Origin of the sequence: Nocardioides sp. NPDC101246, from assembly GCF_044767415.1 — a bacterium.
In the GTDB taxonomy this organism is placed as follows: Bacteria; Actinomycetota; Actinomycetes; order Propionibacteriales; family Nocardioidaceae; genus Nocardioides.
In genome coordinates this window covers 95177-113461 of the sequence record NZ_JBIWNX010000007.1, presented here as the reverse complement: position 1 = coordinate 113461, position 18285 = coordinate 95177, and the positions used below count along the sequence as shown (strand labels likewise).

The window sequence follows — 18285 nt, the reverse complement described above, 5'->3', positions numbered from 1 at the left end:
ACGAACACATGATCGACGTGATGCGCTCATGACCCGGATCCTCATCCGGGTGGGCTCATCGGTGTCGGACGACGTCATCGAGACCTTCCCCCACCTGACCCGGGCCACGCAGCGGGCCACGACCACGCTGGTCGGTGACCTCGCCGACGCCAAGGAGCTGCAGGGTGTGCTGGACCTACTCAGCTCTTTGGGGGTCGACGTCATCGAGATCGTCACCATCCCCGAGTAGCTCCACCGGGGCGCTTCCCGCGATGAGCGGCATCAGCCAGCGCTTCGCCGGGTCGGACTCCACGAAGACCGCGCGTACGAACAGGGTGAACGGGACCGCCATCACGGCGCCGATCGGGCCCATGATCCACGACCAGAAGATCAGTGACACGAACGTCAGCGTCACCGAGAGGCCCACCGCCTCACCGACGACCTTCGGCTGGATCACCGACTGGATCACCACGTTCAAGAGGCAGTAGACGGCGATGACCGCGAGCATCAGCGAGAGGTCGCCGTCCAGCAGCGCGAGGATCGCCGGTGGGATCAGCCCGATCACGAAGCCGATGTTCGGGATGTAGTTGGTCAGGAACGCGAGCAGGCCCCACACCAACGGTGCCGGAACGCCCAAGAGGTAGAGGGCCAGCGTGTCGAGGGCGGCGACGATCAGCCCGAACACCGTGGAGACCAGCAGGTAGCGACGTGTGCCGACCGAGAACGATGACAGCGCACCGACGATGCCCGGGCGCCGGCGGCTGATCGAGTCCAGCTGGCGTGGCAGCGCCGTCGCGTCGATGGCCATGAACAGGCACAGGGCGATGATGAAGACCATCGTGGACAGCAGCCCGAACATGCCGTTGAGCGCACCCGAGACCACGGAGAGCAGGTTCGAGAGGTCGAACGACTCGATGATCTTGAGCACCTCGTCCGTGCCGATGCCGACCTTGGAGAGCCAGTCGGTCAGATCGTCGACACGCTCCGCAGCAACATCGCCGTAGGTGCCGAGCAGGGTGGCAAAGCGAGCCACCGCGAGCAGCACGCACACGCCGAGACCGACGATCCCGACGACGACCGCGACGATGGACAGGGCGGTGGCGACGCCGGCCGGGAGACGCCGCGCCAGCCAGTTCCGGGCCGGGTGGACGACGATGGTCAGCACCATCGCGAGGAACAGCGGTCCGATGATGCCGCTGGCTGCCTTCAGCCCGGCCACAAGGATCACCACCGCCGCGGCTCCCAGCAGGACCGCCAGGACTCTGAACTGCGGTGGCCAGCTCGTGGCCGTGTTTTCCGGGCTCTGTGTCCAGGGGCTCACGGCACCCATGGTCCAGCCCGCCCGGCCCGGCTGTATCGCCCGATAAGGGTGAGCGCGACGACTCTGCTGTGGTCATCTTCGCCGTGGTATCCGGGCCCTTTGCCCCCTTACTTGATCGATGAGCCACTGATTGGATGGTTGCCGGTAAAGTCATCTCGGAGATAGGAAAAGCGAAAGTTTGCGGATGTTAGAGACCGGTTCTCGCGCCTACGTGGCGCCGACAAGGCTGCGAGTTCCGCGGATACTGCCCACGTTCGTCAGCCGGGACCGATTGGTCGAGGATGCCGTCGGCCGATGCCGGTTCACCCTGGTCTGCGCTCCCGCCGGCTATGGGAAGAGCCTGCTCGTGGCCGACTGGGCCGCCCGCGCTGCTACCCGCGGGGAGCCGGTGGCCTGGTTGTCGCTTCACCAGCAGGACGACAGGCCCTACGAGTTCTGGTCGGCGCTGATCGAGGCCCTCGTCCGGGCCGGGCTGCCTGGGAGGACCGAGCAGCTCGACGGGCTGACCCCGCCCCGGCAAGGGACGGAACCGAGGTTCGTCACCAAGGTCGTCGAGTCGCTCCTGGTCGCAGGCGTGCGCTGGATCGTGCTGGATGACGTACATCTGCTCCACGACGACGAGGTGCTGCGCGGGCTCGACATCCTTCTCGGCGAGCTGCCGCCCGAGGTGGGGCTGGTGATGGCGTGCCGGTCCGAACCGTCACTGGGGCTCCACCGGCTGCGCCTCGACGGGTCGCTCTCGGACGTACGCGGCAAGGACCTCGCCTTCACCGACGGCGAGGCGCTGGAGCTGTTCGCGGCCAGCGACCTGTCGATGACGGCGGACGCGATCTCCGATCTCGTCGGCCTGACCGAGGGCTGGGCCGCCGCGCTGCGGATGGCCGTGGTCGCGGCCATGGTCGGCGACGGTGACCCCGCCGAGGTGGTCGCGTCCTTCGACGGCGACGTCCGCTCGGTGATCGAGTACGTCCTGACCGAGGTCGTCCACCGGCTCGACCCGGAGCTGGTCGAGTTCCTCTACGCGACCTGCGCTCCCCACCACCTGTCCATCGACCTGGCTGCCCACCTCTCCGGCAGACCCGACGCCGGTGCCCTGCTCGACCAGCTGTGCGCGGCCAACGCGCTCGTCAGCCAGTCGGGCGACTCGACGTGGTTCCGCTACCACGCACTCCTGCGGAGCTGCCTGCTCGCCGCCCTGGCCCGTCGTGACGTCGCCGCCCCGGCACACCAGCACCGGGACACCGCCGTCTGGCTCGACGCCCACGGCGAACCTGCGACCGCGCTCCGGCATGCGGCCCGGGGCGGGGACCGGGAGCTGCTCGACCGCCTGCTCCGCGCGAACGGGCTCCAGATGGTCCTCTCCGGCCGCGCCGATCTCGTTCGCCAGGCCATCGCTTCCCGCGACGGGCTCGGCACCGACCATCGGGTCGCCGTCATCGCCGCCCTGGCAGCGCTCGACGTCAACGACCTCCCGGCGGCCGACGACGCCCTGAGCGCCGCATCGGCCGGCGAGAAACCGTCCGAACCCACGCACCGAGCGATGCTCGCCGCAGCCGTCGTCCAGCGGGCCCTCGCTGCGGGCGACGTCGTCGCGGCCCTGCAGGACAGCGCGATCCTCGATGTCGCCATGACGGGTGACAGCGATGTCAACCTGGTCCTCCTCGCCCAGCGCGGACCCGCCCGGATGCGCGCCGGCGACTATCTCGGAGCCATCGACGACCTCCAGCAGGCGCTGGTGCTGGCCCGCAGCCGTCGCTACGACCAGGTCGTGCTCGAGACCATGTCGCAGCTGTCCGGGATGACCGGCGCCATGTGCGACTTCAACGCGTCCCTCGACTGGTCCGACCAGGCCATCGCCTTCGCCACCCGGCACGGCTGGCGGGACTCACCGCGGCTCGCCTACTCCTACCTCGTGGCCGCCTGGACCGCCTTCCAGACGGGAGACCGCCGACGGCAGCTGCTGTTCGCCGAGCTCGGCATGCGAGCTCTGGACGGCGTGAACAACGCAGAGGTCGAGCTCGGCGTACGCGGCATGCACGCGCTGGCGACGTTCGAGGCCACCACGGGACCGGAGCGTGCCGCGGCCGCCGAGACGTTCCGCCGGATCTGGCAGATCGACACCGCCGACCATGTCTCTCCTGCCGCGATCAGCGCCGTCGCTCCCCAAGAGATCCGGGTGGCACTCGCCGTCGGCAGCGAGGACTGGGCGGCCGAGACCGCGGCCCGCATCCGCGGTCAGATGCCGGGTAGCGCCGAGGGCACGATCCCGTACGCCCAGATCCTCGCCGCGACCGGACGGACCCGCGACGCGCTGACCGAGCTCGAGCCGGTGCTCGACGGAACCCGCCCGGCACATGCACCGACGAGCGTCGTCTACGCGCAGGTGCTGGCCGCGGCCCTGGAGTCGTCACTGGACAACGACGTCCGCGCGTTCGACGCGCTCAGGAAGGCGCTCGAGTGGGCGGTCCCCAACAACTTCCGCCGGCCGTTCATCGACCTGTGGCCGCATCTGGAGCCGCTGCTGTCGAGGAACCGCTCACGCTTCGGGCCCGCCGAGGACTTCGTCACGGCTCTGCTCACCGACCACGCCGAGCCGGAGGACGGCAGCATCGCGGTGATCGGCACGCTGCTGAGCGCACGCGAGCTCGACGTGCTCCACGACCTCCCCTCGCGGCTGACGATCCCCGAGATCGCGCGGGCCGAAGGGGTCAGCGAGAACACCGTGAAGACCCACATCCGCTCGATCTACCAGAAGCTCGGGGTCAACACGCGGTCGGCGGCGGTGCGTGAGGCACGCGAGCGCGGACTGATCTGAGTCCGTCTCGCCTGCGAGGCGTCACCGGATCTCGGGGACGGTCGCGCTCCGGGAGACTGCCGATACCAGCGAGCCGATGGCGATACCGATCACCAGATTGATCAGCATCGTGACGAGCTTGGTGTCCAGGCCCGCATCGGACGTGAACGGCCACAGCGCCGCGATGACGGTGGCCAGGCCGACGATCCACCCGAAGAAGGTCCGCGGCTGCGGTGTGGTCAGGAGCAGGACATGGGCGACGGCTGTGGCCAGCAACCCGGCGATCGCTGCCCAGAGGGCGTACCACCAGGTCGAGGCGTCTCCCCAGACCCCGTCGCCCTCGGGGGCGAGGATGGGGATGTCGAAGATGCCCCGGGCGATCACGATGCCGGCGACCGCGAGCAGGGCGGCCACGACCGCGGCGGCGGCGCCGCCCGCCCAGAGCCGGCCGGCGTTGACCGTCGGCTGCAGTCGTCGGGTGGGAGGTTGGTTCATCGCCATGATCAGTCTCCGTCGGTCGGTTCTGTGGTCTCGGCGCGGAGGATCTTCTCGAGCTCCTCGGCGACCTCGTCGTCCAGCTCGGCGTAGACGAGCGTGGGGTTTCCGTGCTTCATGGCCGCGGCGACCGCGTCCGGGTCCCCGCCGCTGCTCAGCACGACGAGCGCGGACTTGCCGGGCCCGAGGTGGCCGGCGACCTCGGTGAGCAGCTCGTCACCGATACCGGCCTGCCTCAGACGTTGAACCGCGGCCGCGGACGCCGCCCCCACAACGGCGCCCGCGACCGGGTTGAACACGAGGATCCCGAGAAGACCACCGACCAACGAGCCCTTGGCTGCGGCCGCCGTCGTACGGTGGCGGAGGTGGCCGATCTGCGGCTCCTCCGCTCCTGGGAACCAGGTGAGCGTGATGGCGTCGTGAACCGTGAGCGCGCCACGCTCCTGCAGGTCCTTGAGCCAGACCTCGGCGTCGGTGGCGCCCATGATCCGGTCGTAGACCCACGCGGTCAGGCTGGCCATGACGTCACTCGGCGAAGACCTCGCGCAGCGCGGTCTCCTGCTCACTGCTGAGGTTGGTGAAGATCAGCTCGCCCTCGTGGCCCTTCATCGCCTCGTGCACCTTGTCGATCACCGCGTCGGAGGTCATCAGGAACAGTGCCGAGGTGCCGGGAGTGACCTGGTCGCGGACCTTGTTGATGAAGGCGTCGTCGATGCCGACGTCGGTCAGCGAGCCGGTCAGGGCGCCTGTCGCTGCGCCGACCGCTGCTCCCAGCAGCGGTACGAAGAAGATGAGTCCGAAGAGCATGCCCCAGAAGGTGCCGCTCATCGCCCCCATGGCCCTGGTGCTGGTCAGCTGCTTGGTCTTCGGCTTCTTCTTGCCGACCTCCCAGTGCACGGTCGCGGCGTCCTCGAGGACGATGAGCCCCTGCTTGACGAGATCCTCGAGGTTCTTCACGGCCTGGTCTGCGCCTTCGGTCGTGTCGTACTTCCATACCGTCAGGGTCGCCATGTCCGATCCTTGCTGTTGTCGACTGCGTTCGTCCTCGACGATCCCGGCACGGCCGACGCCCAGCATCACCCGAATTCGGTGAACCACGGTGCCGGTGCGGTTCGTAGCGTGCCGTACGTGAGCAGTCGAGGAAGACCATGACAAGGGTCCTGATCAGGGTGAACGGAGAGCTCTCCCAGGAGCTTCAGAAGGCGTTCCCCCAGCTGGCCGTCCAGGCGCATCGCGAGCAGTCGACGCTCACCGGCGATGTTCCCGACCAGGAGGCTCTGCAGGGCGTCCTGCACGCGCTGCGCGCCGACGACATCGACGTCATCGAGGTCGTCACCATCCCCGACTGACCCGACTCGGCCCGACGGTCCGGTGACCCGCCCAGTCGGCGCGAACTGACAAGATTCCCCGCCGAGTCGGCTCGTCTTGACGAGCCGACTCGGCGGGGAATTCGGTCAGGATGAGCCGACTCGGCGAGTCAGTCGAAGATCGTCTCCCAGTCGCGGGCCATGCTGATCACGGTCCAGCCCAGGCGGGCGCCTACCTCGGTGATCGGCTCGGGCTCGGTGAAGGTCTGGGCGGTGCTGACGTAGGAGAACTCGCGCTCGGCGTCGTCGTGGTCGACGAGCAGTGCGAGCGTCGGGCCATCGCCGGTCGCCGCCCACTCCAGCATCTCTCGGTCGCCGCCGGAGTTGCCGACGGCGAGGATCGGGCGCCGCCCCAGCTGGGACTGGATGTTCGACACCTTGGCGGTGCCCTCGTTGGCGGCACCGACCAGGCGCCCCGACCGGCTCAGGCGCGGCGGGTCCGGGGCGTAGTCGTACTCGATGAGCGTGCCCACCACCGCCTCGGGCGGCACTCCGTAGAGCTCCTGGCTGACGGCGCGGACGAACTCGGTCCCTCCCCCGGTCACGACGGTCACCGAGAAGTCGCGGCGCCGCAGCTCGTCGATGAGCTCGAGCATCGGTACGTAGGTGCAGGTCCGATGCGGCCGCTTGAGAGTCGGGTGGTCGGCGCGAGCCATGAACTCGCGGGTCCGCGCGGTGAAGTCCTGGGGCGAGAGACCGTCGAAGAGGCCGGTGAGCGCCATCGCGATCCGCTCCAGCCCGATGTCGCCGATCGCCTGCTGGTCACCCGAGAGCAGCGCCGCGAACTCCGCCTGCTCCTTGATCGACGGGTCGGCCGCCGCGCTGGTGCGCAGCGCGTCGAGGAAGAAGTCGAGCTGGACGTAGGACGGACGCTCGCACCACAGGGTGCCGTCGTTGTCGAAGCAGGCCATCCGGTCGATCACAGGCACGTCCTCGGAGGCGTCGAGGAAGGCCAGGACGGCGTCGCGGGTGGCCCCCGGACGCCAGGACGGCAGCAGTTGGTCGCTCACGGTGTCTCCTTCGGTTGCTGGGTCCCGGGGCGGCGTACGCATCGAAAACCCATGTGGCTGGTGCCGGTGTCGACCATCTGCGGGCGCCGGGCCGCCGGCCGGTAGCGCAGGCAGTAGGTGTCGGCGCACAGGTGCGAGCCGCCCTTGACGACCTTGCGGGCGATCCGGAACTGCGGCTGCGCGGGATCGAAGCTCTGCTCGGCGTCGCCGCCGCGCGGGTCGACGGGTACGCAGCACGGCTTCGCGACCTCGTCGGGGTGTCGGTCGGTCCACCAGTCGCTGGTCCACTCCCACACGTTGCCAGCCATGTCGAAGAGCCCGAAGCCGTTGGCCGGGAAGCTCCCGACCGGGGAGGTGCGGGAGAAGCCGCTCTCGCGGGTGTGCCGCCACGGGAAGTCCGGTCCGTCCCAGGTGTTGGCCATGATCCGGCCCTCCGGGCGCGGCTCGTCGCCCCAGGTGAAGGCGGCTCCTTCGAGTCCGCCGCGGGCGGCGTACTCCCACTCGGCCTCAGTGGGCAGGTCAGCGCCGGCCCAGGAGGCGTACGCGAAGGCATCTTCCAGCGCGACGTGGACGACCGGATGGTCGGGCCGGCGTTTGACCGAGCTGCCCGGACCCTCCGGCGCCGACCAGCACGCCCCCGGCGTCCAGGTCCACCACTGGCTGACGTGCCGGAGGTCGACCGGCCCGGGGGTCGGCGTGAAGACGAGCGAGCCCGGCTGCAGGTTCTCCGGCGGCGCGCCGGGGAAGTCGGCCGGGTCGACCGGCCGCTCGGCGACGGTGACGTAGCGGGTCTTGCGCACGAATCTCGCGAACTGCTCGTTGGTGACCTGGTGCGCGTCGATGGAGAACGCCCCGACCCGCACGCGGTGGGTCGGGGCCTCCTCCGGATAGTGGTCGTCGGAACCCATCGTGAAGGTGCCGCCGGGCAGGTCCACGACCGGGTGCCTGGACATGAGCTGGCTCGTCATCAGCTGCTCGGCATGCCGGCCTTGAGCTTCTCCATCAGCTGGTCGACGCTGAACGTCGCCGGCGTCTGCCGGGGCGGGAACTCGATCAGCGAGGACAGCATCTCCGCGACGTACGTCTGCGCCGGGATGAGCAGCCAGACGTGGTCGAGCATCCAGTCGAAGTAGGAGTTCGACGTGCCCTCGGCCTTCTCGAACGGGTCGAGCCGCAGGTTGTAGATCTTGGGAGCTCGCAGCTCCACCAGCGGGTCCAGCCAGATCGCCAGCGTCCCGGTCCGGCGCTGCTCGAGGAAGATGAACTTCCAGTTGTCGAACCGCATGCCCGCGAGGTCGCCGTCGTCGGTGACGTAGAAGAAGTGCTTGCGCGGGCTCTCCTCGGCCTCGCCGGTGAAGTAGTCGAGCTGGTTGTGGCCGTCCAGGTGCACCTTGTAGGTCGTGCCCGCCAGCTCGGTCCCGGTCTTGAGCCGGTCGGCGATGTCGGTGTCGCCGGCGGCGGCGAGCAGCGTGACGAACCAGTCGTTGTGGCTGACGATGCCGTTGCGTACCTCGCCTGCGGGGATGCGGCCGGGCCAGCGGACCATGGCCGGCACCCGGTAGGCGCCCTCCCAGTTGGAGTTCTTCTCGTTGCGGAACGGGGTCATGCCGGCGTCGGGCCAGCTGTTCATGTGCGGGCCGTTGTCGGTGGAGTACATGACGATGGTGTTCTCGGCCAGCCCGTTCTCGTCGAGGAAGTCCAGGACCGACCCGACCAGCTCGTCATGGTCGACCATCGTGTCGTGGTATTCGGACTGCCACCGTCCGGCCTTGCCGCGGCTGCCGTCCTTGATGTGGGTCCGGAAGTGCATGTGGGTGGTGTTGAGCCACACGAAGAACGGGGTGTCGTTCGAGCTGGCGTCGCTCATGAACCGCAGCGCCTCGGGGGCGATCTCGTCGTCGATCGTCTTCATCCGCTCCTTGGTGAGCGGGCCGGTGTCCTCGATGCGCTGCGTGCCGTCGCCGTTGGCCCAGGAGTGGATGACCCCGCGCGGCCCGAACCGCTTGCGGAAGTTGGGGAACTCGTCCTCGCGCGGATAGTCGTACTGCTCCGGCTCCTCCTCGGCGTTGAGGTGGTAGAGGTTGCCGAAGAACTCGTCGAAGCCGTGCATGGTCGGCAGGAACTCGTCGCGGTCGCCGAAGTGGTTCTTGCCGAACTGCCCGGTCGCGTATCCCAGCGACTTCAGCGCCGTCGCGATCGTCGGGTCCTCGGCGCGCAGACCGAGGTCCGCGCCGGGCATACCGACCTTGGTCAGCCCCGTGCGGTAGGGGTTCTGCCCGGTGATGAACGCCGCCCGTCCCGCCGTACAGCTCTGCTCACCGTAGGAGTCGGTGAACCGGATGCCCTCGGCGGCGATCCGGTCGATGTTGGGTGTGCGGTAGCCCATCAGCCCGTCGCTGTAGCAGCTCAGGTTGCTGATGCCGATGTCGTCGCCCCAGATGACCAGGATGTTGGGCTTGTCGGACATGAAGAGCCTCCTCGTGGATATGTTTCGGAGGCTAGGCAAGGCCTCACGCGCGCGACCTCCCCCGACTCGGGTGACCTCTCGGAGCACCCGGTCGCGATGGAGTGGGGCCGTGAAGACATGGCTGATCCCGACGATGCGTGGCTACGATCGCTCGTGGCTGCGCGGCGATGTGCTCGCCGGGCTCGCGACGGGGACTGTCGTGATCCCCCAGGCCATGGCGTACGCCACGATCGCGGGCATGCCTGCCAGCGTCGGGCTCTACACGTGCCTGCTGCCGATGGCGGCGTACGCCCTGCTCGGCGGCTCACGCGCGCTGAGCGTCTCGACCACGTCGACCATCTCCGTCCTGGTGGCGAGCTCGCTGGCCACCCTGCCCGAGCATGATCCCGACGAGCTCATGCGGGCCGCGTTCACGCTGACCTTCCTGGTAGGCGTGTGTCTGCTGGTGATGCGGCTGGCCCGGCTGGGCGCGCTGGTGGAGAGCATCTCGCCGGCCACCATGACCGGCATCCGGCTCGGCGTGGGCCTCACCGTCGTCGCCAGCCAGCTGCCGGCTCTGCTCGGCCTCTCGGCGGACCCGGAGGCGGAGGGCTTCGTCGAGGAGCTGGTCGCGCTCGCCCGCGAGCTCCCTGAGCTCTCGGCGGTGACAGCGGTCGTCGGGATCACCGCGATCCTGGTGCTCCTGGTGCTCCGGCGGCTGGCGCCGGCCGTGCCCGGGCCGCTCGTCGTCGTCGCGGCGGGCATCGCGCTGGTGGCCGCCAGCGGTGTGGAGGACCGCGGCCTCGCCCTCATCGACCCGGTGCCGACCGGGCTGCCGTCGCTGAGCCTGCCGGTCGTCGACGACGTGATCGGGCTGCTCCCCGGCGCGATCGCCATCGCGCTCATGTCGTTCCTGGAGACGGTGCTGGTGGCGCGGACCAACCGGCGCCGCCAGGAGCCGGCCATCGACGTGGACCGCGAGCTGGTCGCCACGGGCATCGGCGCCCTGGCCGGCGGACTCACCCAGGCGCTGCCGCCCGCAGGCGGGTTCTCGCAGTCGGCCGTGAACCTTCGATCGGGCGCCCGCACACAGCTAGCCGGGCTGGTGACGGTGGGCCTGGCGCTGCTTGTCGCGCTCGCGCTGGCGCCCCTGCTGGCCGACCTGCCCCAGACCATCCTGGCCGCCATGGTGCTGGTGGCGGTGGCCGGTCTGCTCGATCCACGCGAGCTCAGGACGTACGCCGCCGTCGACCGGGCAGAGCTCTGGGTCGCCCTCGCCGTCGCTGCCGTCGGCCTGACCGGCGGGATGCTCCTCGGTGTGGCGGTCGGGGTCGGTCTGACCCTGCTGCTGGTCATCCGCGCGGTGAACCAGCCGCGGGTGCGCCGGCTCGATCGCCCGTCGGCCTCCGCGGAGGTCCTCCCGCTCGTGCTCACCGGCGACCTCTACACCGGCAACGCCCAGGCCACCTACGACGCGGCGCTCGAGCTGGTCCAGGCCGCCGGGCCGCGGACGGTCACCCTCGACGTCTCCGCGCTCGCCCACGTCACCGTCCCGCTGCTCAACACGCTCCGCTCGCTGCACGACGACCTCGCCTCCGACGGGACCGAGCTGGTGCTCCTCGACGTGCCCGACGACGTGCTTCCCACGCTCCGGCGTGCACCGTGGTTCGTGGAGGCGGAGCAGGACGGGTTCGTGGGGTGAACGGCCCCGAACGACTGATAAAGTGAAGGGGTGGGACTGATCGAGGTGGACAAGATCTAGCCACCGGACTTGCCGGTGGCTTCGCCCGTGCGGGCATCCCGCACCGGTGAACGATCACTTCTCGACGCACGCGCGCGTCCGCCCTTGCCGGGCGTCGACGCGTGAAGCTCTCCGGCACGTTCGCGTTCCTGTCGACACGTACCTGATCCCGTCGCGCCACTCGGCGCTCGACGGAAGAGACGAGAGAACACAGCTATGTCCGCCCCATCCGCCATCACCCTGCGCGACCTGAGCTTCGAGTGGCCCGACGGCACCGTCGCGCTCGACCGCGTCAACGGCACCTTCGGCACCGACCGCACCGGTCTGATCGGCCGCAACGGCGCCGGCAAGTCCACCCTGCTCCGCCTCATCGCCGGCGAGCTCTCCCCGGCGTCAGGGAAGATCGACGCCGGCGGCGAGGTCGGCTACCTGCCACAGACGCTCACCCTGCGGCACGAGACGACGATCGCCGAGCTGCTCGGCATCGACGGCATCCTCGCCGCGATCCGGGCGATCGAGGCCGGCGAGGTCGACCAGCGTCACTTCGACGCGATCGGCGACGACTGGGACATCGAGTACCGCGCCGACGAGGCCCTGCACCAGATCGGCTTCTCCGCCGCCGACCTGGATCGTCGCGTCGCCGAGATCTCCGGCGGCGAGAGCATGCTGATCGCGATCACCGGCCTGCGCATCCGCCGGACTCCGATCACGCTGCTCGACGAGCCGACGAACAACCTCGACCGGGCCACCCGCGCGAAGCTCGCCGAGTTCGTCGACCAGTGGCCCGGGACCCTCGTGGTCGTCAGCCACGACCTCGAGCTGCTCGACCACATGGACAGCACCACCGAGCTGTACGCCGGGACGCTGACCACGTTCGGCGGCCCCTACAGCGCCTGGAAGGAGCATCGGGAGCAGGAGCAGTCGGCCGCCGAGCAGGCCGCTCGGTCCGCTCAGCAGGCGCTCAAGGTCGAGAAGCGGCAGCGCATCGAGGCCGAGACGAAGCTCGCCCGTCGCGAGCGGACCGCCAAGAAGACCCAGAAGGACGGCGGGATCCCGAAGATCCTCGCCGGCAACCGGGCCAGCAAGGCCCAAGCGTCCGCCGGCTCGCTCCGCTCCACGCTCGACGACAAGGTGAAGGCCGCCCAGGCCGCGGTCGACGCGGCCGGGGCTCGGGTACGCAACGAGGAGCACATCCACCTCACCCTCCCCGACCCCGGAGTGCCGCGCGGCCGGCGGATCGCGGAGCTGGAGGACGAGGGCCGGACCGTCATGATCCAGGGGCCGGAGCGGGTGGCGCTGATCGGCGCGAACGGCTCCGGCAAGTCGACCCTTCTCTCGCATCTCGTGCGAGGCGACGACCCGGTGCCGGGGCGGCCGCGCGGACGGCTCCTCACCGATCTGGTGGGCCTCCTCCCCCAGCGCCTCGACGGCCTCGACGAGGAGGCCAGCGCGATGGAGAACGTACGCGCCGTCGCCCCCGAGACGCCGTCCGGCACCATCCGCAACCAGCTCGCCCGGCTTCTCCTTCGCGGCGACAGCGTCGACCGCCCGGTACGTACGCTCTCGGGCGGCGAACGCTTCCGCGTCTCCCTCGCCCGCCTCCTCCTGGCCGACCCGCCCGCCCAGCTGCTGATCCTCGACGAGCCGACCAACAACCTCGACATCGCCAGCGTCGAGCAGCTCGCCGAGGCTCTCGACGCCTACCGCGGCGCACTGCTCGTCGTCAGCCACGACTTCGGGTTCCTGGAGCGGATCGGCATCGACACCGTGATCGAGCTCGACGATGCCGGGCGGATGCACCAGCGGCGGGACCTGGACGGAGCCGTTCCTCACTAGGCGCCGGCCACCAGCGCGTCTCCGGTCGCCGTTCTGGAGTAGTGGACCTCGCGGCCGCTCCTGCGCCGGGCCACCAGACCCGCGCGCAGGAGCACACCGAGGTGCGTGCTCACCCCACCCGGGCTCCATCCGGTGCCGGCCGCGAGCTCGAGGGTCGACCGCGGCCGGTCCAGGGCTGCGAGCAGTCGTGCTCGGCGCCGGCCGATGAGGTCGGCGAGCGCCGTCTCGGCGTCGGCCTCTCGAACCCAGACGTCGCCGATGCCCGGTGGCTGGTAGGTCAGGGCGGGCTCCCACGGCGTCTCGATCCGCGGCCAGGCGCCGAAGGCGAGCACAGACGGCAGCAGCAGGAGGCCGCGGCCGCCGAGGGTGACCGTGCGCGGCGTCATCCGGGTGGGGGCCACCGAGAGGGTCCGGCCGTCCCAGGCGGCGGTCGGGTCGAGGTCGGCGAACGCGGCTGCACCTCCGGTGGTGACCAGCCGACGGGCCCGTGCCGCGATCTCGCTCTCCAGGAACGCCGACATCCGCTCCCACCATGGTTGCAGGGCCGCCGCCCAGAAGGCCTCCATCTGCGCGACCAGCTCGGCCAGAGCCGGACCGGTGTCCACCAGGAAGGGCATCGCCTCGGCCGGGACACCCTCGGGGTAGGCCCTCTCCAGGTCGGCGCGGACGACGCCCGGGTCGGTCGCCGCGACCCGCGCCAGCTCGTCCTCGATCCGGGGATTCGGACTGATCGGCGGTGGGGCGTTGAAGTTGGGCCAGGTGGTGCGGCCCAGCGGATTGACCGCGGACAGCAGGTCCAGGCGCATCCCGGCGACGCGCGGCGCTGCCGCCTCGACCCACCTGCGGTGCGGCGGGAAGCGCTGCGGATGCCGCAGCACATAAGTGGCCGCGACCAGCTCGGTGAGCGGCGAGACCGCGAACCGCGTACGCAGCAGATCGTCCTCACCGAAGACGAAGTCGATCGAGCGTCTCGGGGTCACTCATTCAGGATAATTGGAATCTTTCGCAGCACCGGCAGCCGACGGAGTAGACCGATCTGGACAACCCCATCGAAAGGACGCACACCATGAGCAGCACCGTCGTGATGCACAACGTCGTCTCGGTCGACGGCTTCATCGCCGACGACCACGACGACATCGGACCCCTGTTCGACTGGTACTTCAACGGGGACACACCCCTGACCGAGGAGGGCGGGTTCCGTGTCTCTCGGGCATCGGCCGACTACGTACGCCCTGTCTGGGCCGGCATCGGCAGCATGGTCATCGGCCGGCACCTGTTCGACATGATGAACGGCTGGGACGGGAAGCCGCCCGCCGGCGAGCACGTGGTGGTCGTCTCGCACCGCCCCAAGCCCGACGGCTGGCACCCCGAGGCCTCCTACCACTTCGTCGACGACGTAGCCGATGCCGTGGCGAGGGCGCGCGAGCTCGCCGGCGACCGGACCGTCACGGTGGCGGCCGGCGAGGTCGGCGGGCAGGCGCTCGCCCTCGGGCTCGTCGACGAGGTCGCGATGGACGTCGTCCCGGTCGTGTTCGGGTCGGGAAAGCGCTACTTCGGCTCCCTCGAGGGCCAGCACCTCCTCGAGGACCCGGACGTGGTCGTACGTGGCGACCGGGTGCTCCACCTGCGCTACCGGGTGCGGCACCCGGTGGGCCTATGACCCGAGGGCGGCGACCGCGGTGGCGTACATCGTCGACTTGATCTTCCCGAGCGTCTCGGCGGACTTGCCCGCGAGCGGCGCGACAAGCGCGATCGCCTGGGAGACGAGCTCGGCCTCCGGCGCGGTCCCGTCCACGATGCCGGCGGCGAGCGCGTCGGGGCCCGGGAAGCGGCGGCCGGTGGTCATCGAGTCGGTCGCCGCGCGCGGGGTGAGCTTGGCCTGGATCAGGGCGGCCATACCGGGGGTGAACGGGATCTGGATGTCGACCTCGGGAAAGCAGAAGAAGCCGCGGTCCTCGCGCATGATCCTCCAGTCGAAGGCGATCGCCAGCATCGCGCCGGCGCCGAAAGCGTGCCCGTTGATGGCGGTCACCGTCGGCACCGGGAGGACCAGGATGCGGGCGAGCAGCGCCTGCACCTGGGTGACGTACGGCCCGAACTGGTCGGCGTTCTTCCCGAGCCAGTCGAGGTCGAGGCCGTTGGAGTAGAACTTGCCGGTCGCGGTCAGGACCAGCGGCGCGGGCGCGGCCACGACCTGGTCGAGGGCGCCGTTCACCGACGTCATCCAGTCGGGGCTGAACCGGTTCTCGGTGTCGCCGATGTCGAGGACGTACACACCGTCCGTCTGGGTCAGGGTCGTCGTCATTGTCGTTCCTTCCGGGGGTCAGCCGCGCGGGGAGCGCAGGCTCTCGAGGCCGTTGTTGAGGAGGTACTGGGTCACGTTGAGCGCGGCGTGCCGGTCGGGCGCCGGCTCCTTGCCCTTGGCCATCCGCCACATCTGGACGCTGTAGTAGGTCAGCTCGGTGAGGCTGTCGAGCATCCGGATGCCGCTGCGGCGCGGGTTGACGACGCTCTCGTCGGCGCGGCCGTCCAGCAACTGTGCCGGGAAGTCGGGCTGCACGGTCAACGGTCTTCCCAGGCCGACGAGGTCGACCGCTCCGGACTCGACCGCGTCGACCATCCCGGCTGCGGTGCGGAACCCGCCGGTGAGCATCAGCGGCAACGTCGGGAGCTCGGCGCGGACCCGTTCGGCGTAGGAGAGGAAGTACGCCTCCCGCCGCCGGGTGCTCGCCTTCAGCGACGGGTCCACGCCGAGCATGGCCGCCGAGGTGTAGGTGCCGCCGGAGATCTCCAGCAGGTCCAGGCCCTCCTCGGCGAGCGCGTGGACGACCTCGAGCGACTCCTCCTCGCCGAAGCCGCCCTTCTGGAAGTCGGCCGAGTTGAGCTTGATCGCGACGGGGGTGCCGGCTCCGACCTCGGAGCGGATGGCGCGGAGCACCTCGAGCACGAAGCGGCGCCGCTTCTCCGCGTTGCCTCCCCAGTCGTCGGTGCGCTGGTTGGACAGCGGCGAGAGGAACTGGCTGATCAGGTAGCCGTGCGCGCCATGGATCTGTACGCCGTCGAAGCCGGCCCCGGTCACGATCCTCGCGGTGGTGGCGAAGCGCCGGATCAGGTCCTCGATCTCGTGCGTGGTCAGCGCGCGGGGCTCTGCGAAGAGGCCGCCCGTGCCGGGCACGGCGACCGCCGAGGGTGCCACCGGATGAGCGGTGAGCGTACGCGGCGTCTGCCGCCCCGGGTGGTTGATCTGGACCCACACCTTCGACCCGCCGGACTTCGCGATCTGCGCCCACTCGGCCAGATCGTCGAGGTGGCGCTCGTCCTCGACCACGACGTTGCCGGGCTCGCCGATCGCGGTGCGGTCGACCATCACGTTGCCGGTGATCGAGAGGCCGACCCCGCTCCCGGCCCAGCGCCGGTAGAGGTTCTTGATGCGGCTTCCCGGGGTGAAGTCGCGACGCCCCAGGCCCTCGCTGAGGGCTGCCTTGGCGAGCCGGTTCGGGATCACGAACCCGTTCGGCAGCTCGAGCGGCTGGGCCAGGATCGACTGGTCTCGGGTCACGGGTTGCTCCTCGTTGGGTTCGGTGATGCCTTGGCCGGACGCGGCTCGAGCGGGACCGTGAGGATGGCGCGGACCGCGGCCTCGAGCCGGGCAGCGGTCGCCTCGTCGGCCTCGCGGTCCTCGAGGAGACAGCGGCGCAGGATCCCACCGGGCAGGTCGACGACGCAGACCGCGATCGCCTCGACAGCGATCCGGTCGCCGCGGTCCCACACGCCCCGCGCCAGCGCGATCAGCACCTCGACGAACTTCTCCTGCACCGAGGCCAGCTCGGTCTCGATCTCGGGCGGAAGGTCGCCGGAGAAGAGCTGATCGCGGCGTTGAGCGAAGAAGAGCCGCGCGCTGGCCGGGAAGCGGCGTACGAACTCGACGGGGGTCAGCGCGACCGCGACGACGGCATCCTCCCCGCGGGCCTGGGCACGCTCCCCCATCGCCTCCGCCATCAGGTCGCCCAGCCGGCACCAGGACCGCAGCCACAACCGTGCGAGCAGCACGTCCTTCGACCCGAACGCGTGGTAGATCGTCCCGTTCGACGCCCCGGACGCGGTGGCCAGCGACCGTAGCGTCAGCCCGGACGGGTCGCCGCTGGTCACGATCTGCTCGGCGACGTCGAGAAGGTCGTCGAGAGTGTGGCGTCGCTGCCGGGACATGCGAACAACCTAAATAGAGCAAGTGCTCTAGATCAATGGTTCCAGGTGTGTCGCGCGTCACGTCGCCGCTCCGGCTGATGTACTCGAACTGCCAGCGGCAACCACGAGCAGCGAGGAGTGCAGGCGTGAGCAACGACGAGTCTTGGGATGGAACAGTCGTCAAGAAGTCACGAGCGATGCTGGACGGTTCGAGCCTCTACCGCCGGGTGAAGATCCGGACCGAGTCCGGGCAGACCCAGAAGGTCCGCGTCGACCGGGCTCTGTGGAAGGAGCTCGAGGTCGGAGACCGCATCGCGAAGGAAGCGGGGGCCGACCCGCACCGCGCCTGAGATCATCGTACGGCGACGAGGACCCCGATCTTGTCGATGCGGTGCTCGGGGTTGTCGAACTCGTCGGACCAGTAGTTGCCGGCGGCGTGGTCCTCGGGGGTCGCGCAGGTCGACAGCGTGATCATCGCGCGCGTGGGCTCCTCGCCGGGCTTGCCTGGGACCGCCGCCCGTTGTGCCCGCAGCGACGCCTCCGACCGGAACGAGGTCTCCCGGGTGCCGGTGATGCGATAGACGTACGTCGCCTCCTCGGTGCGCACGGAGACCCGGTCGCCTCCTCGGAGCTCGGGCAGCCTGAGGAACGCCTGCGTCGAGGAGAGCCGGTGGGCGGTCACCTGATAGTTGCCGATTCCTCCCGGCCCGGTGCCGCCGCGCGGACCGTACGGGCTGGCCGCGACGCCGTTGTTCTGGATCTCGGTCCCGGGAGCGTCATCGGTCCAGCCGCGGTAGGGCACGACCTCCAGGTCGGTCACTCCGATCCTGGGGATGGACAGCTCTCCGCGCATCGGCCGGCCCTCGGAGGACAGCGGTGGCGTCTCGGTGGCGGTCGGTGACGCCGTCGGGGATGTCGACGGGGATGTCGTGGCCGGCGTCGAGCTCGACGGCGCCGGCGGCGTGCTCGTCACCGACGATGTCTCCGTGCCGCACCCGCCGAGCGCAAGTGCGCCAAGGACCGTGGCGACGGCCCGGAACGATGTGATCTTCATGGCGCCGCCTCAGGCGTGCTGCTGGGTCCCGATCCACGGTACGCCCGCGGCGAAAGC

Annotated in this window: 19 protein-coding genes; 7 read left to right on the top strand and 12 right to left on the bottom strand. The window is 70.0% G+C overall.

Annotated elements, in window-relative coordinates; translation table 11 throughout:
• The first annotated feature begins 28 nt into the window (after positions 1 to 28).
• Positions 29 to 229 carry a hypothetical protein gene (locus ACIRON_RS14780; protein WP_091047354.1) on the top strand — a complete coding sequence of 67 codons (201 nt, stop codon included), beginning with the start codon at positions 29 to 31 and terminating at the stop codon, positions 227 to 229.
• Here the strand turns inward: ACIRON_RS14780 and ACIRON_RS14775 are convergent.
• Positions 176 to 1300, bottom strand: coding sequence for an AI-2E family transporter (locus ACIRON_RS14775; RefSeq protein WP_402993032.1), 1125 nt, complete (start codon positions 1298 to 1300; stop codon positions 176 to 178). The two genes, ACIRON_RS14780 and ACIRON_RS14775, sit on opposite strands and share 54 nt — an antisense overlap.
• 271 nt (positions 1301 to 1571) lie before the next feature.
• Between ACIRON_RS14775 and ACIRON_RS14770 the strand changes: the two genes are divergently transcribed.
• Entirely contained in the window at positions 1572 to 4115 is a 2544-nt protein-coding gene (locus ACIRON_RS14770) for a LuxR C-terminal-related transcriptional regulator (protein WP_402993031.1), read from the top strand.
• Positions 4116 to 4136: 21 nt separating this feature from the next.
• On the opposite strand, the gene ACIRON_RS14765 is transcribed toward ACIRON_RS14770, so the two are convergent.
• From ACIRON_RS14765 to ACIRON_RS14755, 3 genes are read right to left on the bottom strand one after another with little or no spacing between them, the layout of a single operon-like run.
• Positions 4137 to 4595, bottom strand: a complete 459-nt coding sequence (locus tag ACIRON_RS14765; RefSeq protein WP_402993030.1) for a DUF6069 family protein — start codon at positions 4593 to 4595, stop codon at positions 4137 to 4139.
• Between the two features lie 2 nt (positions 4596 to 4597).
• Positions 4598 to 5110, bottom strand: a complete 513-nt coding sequence (locus tag ACIRON_RS14760) for a DUF1269 domain-containing protein (protein WP_402993029.1) — start codon at positions 5108 to 5110, stop codon at positions 4598 to 4600.
• Between the two features lie 4 nt (positions 5111 to 5114).
• A complete protein-coding gene (locus ACIRON_RS14755) occupies positions 5115 to 5600 on the bottom strand; it encodes a DUF1269 domain-containing protein (protein WP_402993028.1) in 486 nt (161 codons plus the stop codon).
• 137 nt (positions 5601 to 5737) lie between these two features.
• Here ACIRON_RS14755 and ACIRON_RS14750 point away from each other — a divergent pair, with 137 nt between their 5' ends.
• Positions 5738 to 5938: a hypothetical protein gene (locus ACIRON_RS14750; RefSeq protein WP_402993027.1), complete on the top strand. Its 201-nt coding sequence runs from the start codon at positions 5738 to 5740 to the stop codon at positions 5936 to 5938.
• Positions 5939 to 6066: 128 nt separating this feature from the next.
• Here the strand turns inward: ACIRON_RS14750 and ACIRON_RS14745 are convergent, their stop codons facing one another.
• The 3 genes from ACIRON_RS14745 to ACIRON_RS14735 are packed head-to-tail and all read right to left on the bottom strand — an operon-like array spanning position 6067 to position 9433.
• Positions 6067 to 6966, bottom strand: coding sequence for an HAD family hydrolase (locus tag ACIRON_RS14745; protein WP_402993026.1), 900 nt, complete (start codon positions 6964 to 6966; stop codon positions 6067 to 6069).
• On the bottom strand, positions 6963 to 7919 hold the full coding sequence (locus tag ACIRON_RS14740; protein WP_402993025.1) for a formylglycine-generating enzyme family protein: 957 nt from the start codon (positions 7917 to 7919) through the stop codon (positions 6963 to 6965). Before ACIRON_RS14740 ends, ACIRON_RS14745 begins: the two co-directional genes overlap by 4 nt.
• Positions 7920 to 7933: 14 nt before the next feature.
• On the bottom strand, positions 7934 to 9433 hold the full coding sequence (locus tag ACIRON_RS14735) for an arylsulfatase (protein ID WP_402993024.1): 1500 nt from the start codon (positions 9431 to 9433) through the stop codon (positions 7934 to 7936).
• Positions 9434 to 9542: 109 nt separating this feature from the next.
• On the opposite strand from ACIRON_RS14735, the gene ACIRON_RS14730 reads away from it, so the two are divergent.
• Together ACIRON_RS14730 and ACIRON_RS14725 are read left to right on the top strand one after the other, a co-directional pair.
• Positions 9543 to 11114, top strand: coding sequence for a SulP family inorganic anion transporter (locus ACIRON_RS14730; RefSeq protein WP_402993023.1), 1572 nt, complete (start codon positions 9543 to 9545; stop codon positions 11112 to 11114).
• Between the two features lie 255 nt (positions 11115 to 11369).
• Positions 11370 to 12989: an ABC-F family ATP-binding cassette domain-containing protein gene (locus ACIRON_RS14725; protein ID WP_402993022.1), complete on the top strand. Its 1620-nt coding sequence runs from the start codon at positions 11370 to 11372 to the stop codon at positions 12987 to 12989.
• Here the strand turns inward: ACIRON_RS14725 and ACIRON_RS14720 are convergent.
• Complete coding sequence (locus ACIRON_RS14720) at positions 12986 to 13969, bottom strand: helix-turn-helix domain-containing protein (RefSeq protein WP_402993021.1); 984 nt, start codon at positions 13967 to 13969, stop codon at positions 12986 to 12988. The genes ACIRON_RS14725 and ACIRON_RS14720 overlap by 4 nt on opposite strands.
• Positions 13970 to 14055: 86 nt before the next feature.
• Here ACIRON_RS14720 and ACIRON_RS14715 point away from each other — a divergent pair, with 86 nt between their 5' ends.
• A complete protein-coding gene (locus ACIRON_RS14715) occupies positions 14056 to 14649 on the top strand; it encodes a dihydrofolate reductase family protein (RefSeq protein ID WP_402993020.1) in 594 nt (197 codons plus the stop codon).
• On the opposite strand, the gene ACIRON_RS14710 is transcribed toward ACIRON_RS14715, so the two are convergent.
• From ACIRON_RS14710 to ACIRON_RS14700, 3 genes are read right to left on the bottom strand one after another with little or no spacing between them, the layout of a single operon-like run.
• The gene (locus ACIRON_RS14710) at positions 14644 to 15294 is read right to left on the bottom strand and encodes an enoyl-CoA hydratase-related protein (protein WP_402993019.1); all 651 of its coding nucleotides are present in this window, start codon (positions 15292 to 15294) and stop codon (positions 14644 to 14646) included. The genes ACIRON_RS14715 and ACIRON_RS14710 overlap by 6 nt on opposite strands.
• 18 nt (positions 15295 to 15312) lie before the next feature.
• Positions 15313 to 16548, bottom strand: coding sequence for an NADH:flavin oxidoreductase/NADH oxidase family protein (locus ACIRON_RS14705; protein ID WP_402993018.1), 1236 nt, complete (start codon positions 16546 to 16548; stop codon positions 15313 to 15315).
• The gene (locus tag ACIRON_RS14700) at positions 16545 to 17195 is read right to left on the bottom strand and encodes a TetR/AcrR family transcriptional regulator (RefSeq protein ID WP_402993017.1); all 651 of its coding nucleotides are present in this window, start codon (positions 17193 to 17195) and stop codon (positions 16545 to 16547) included. Before ACIRON_RS14700 ends, ACIRON_RS14705 begins: the two co-directional genes overlap by 4 nt.
• 125 nt (positions 17196 to 17320) lie before the next feature.
• Here ACIRON_RS14700 and ACIRON_RS14695 point away from each other — a divergent pair, with 125 nt between their 5' ends.
• Positions 17321 to 17524, top strand: a complete 204-nt coding sequence (locus ACIRON_RS14695) for a hypothetical protein (RefSeq protein ID WP_402993016.1) — start codon at positions 17321 to 17323, stop codon at positions 17522 to 17524.
• Positions 17525 to 17526: 2 nt separating this feature from the next.
• On the opposite strand, the gene ACIRON_RS14690 is transcribed toward ACIRON_RS14695, so the two are convergent.
• Entirely contained in the window at positions 17527 to 18228 is a 702-nt protein-coding gene (locus ACIRON_RS14690) for a sortase domain-bontaining protein (RefSeq protein ID WP_402993015.1), read from the bottom strand.
• Positions 18229 to 18285 lie beyond the last annotated feature (57 nt).

What these genes read in the sequence shown, in the direction of transcription:
- ACIRON_RS14735 (WP_402993024.1), bottom strand. Translation starts at nt 9,433, where the DNA reads ATGTCCGACAAGCCCAACATCCTGGTCATCTGGGGCGACGACATCGGC.
- ACIRON_RS14725 (WP_402993022.1), top strand. Translation starts at nt 11,370, where the DNA reads ATGTCCGCCCCATCCGCCATCACCCTGCGCGACCTGAGCTTCGAGTGG.
- ACIRON_RS14780 (WP_091047354.1), top strand. Translation starts at nt 29, where the DNA reads ATGACCCGGATCCTCATCCGGGTGGGCTCATCGGTGTCGGACGACGTC.
- ACIRON_RS14755 (WP_402993028.1), bottom strand. Translation starts at nt 5,600, where the DNA reads ATGGCGACCCTGACGGTATGGAAGTACGACACGACCGAAGGCGCAGAC.
- ACIRON_RS14765 (WP_402993030.1), bottom strand. Translation starts at nt 4,595, where the DNA reads ATGGCGATGAACCAACCTCCCACCCGACGACTGCAGCCGACGGTCAAC.
- ACIRON_RS14750 (WP_402993027.1), top strand. Translation starts at nt 5,738, where the DNA reads ATGACAAGGGTCCTGATCAGGGTGAACGGAGAGCTCTCCCAGGAGCTT.
- ACIRON_RS14710 (WP_402993019.1), bottom strand. Translation starts at nt 15,294, where the DNA reads ATGACGACGACCCTGACCCAGACGGACGGTGTGTACGTCCTCGACATC.
- ACIRON_RS14715 (WP_402993020.1), top strand. Translation starts at nt 14,056, where the DNA reads ATGAGCAGCACCGTCGTGATGCACAACGTCGTCTCGGTCGACGGCTTC.
- ACIRON_RS14740 (WP_402993025.1), bottom strand. Translation starts at nt 7,919, where the DNA reads ATGTCCAGGCACCCGGTCGTGGACCTGCCCGGCGGCACCTTCACGATG.
- ACIRON_RS14700 (WP_402993017.1), bottom strand. Translation starts at nt 17,195, where the DNA reads ATGTCCCGGCAGCGACGCCACACTCTCGACGACCTTCTCGACGTCGCC.
- ACIRON_RS14760 (WP_402993029.1), bottom strand. Translation starts at nt 5,110, where the DNA reads ATGGCCAGCCTGACCGCGTGGGTCTACGACCGGATCATGGGCGCCACC.
- ACIRON_RS14690 (WP_402993015.1), bottom strand. Translation starts at nt 18,228, where the DNA reads ATGAAGATCACATCGTTCCGGGCCGTCGCCACGGTCCTTGGCGCACTT.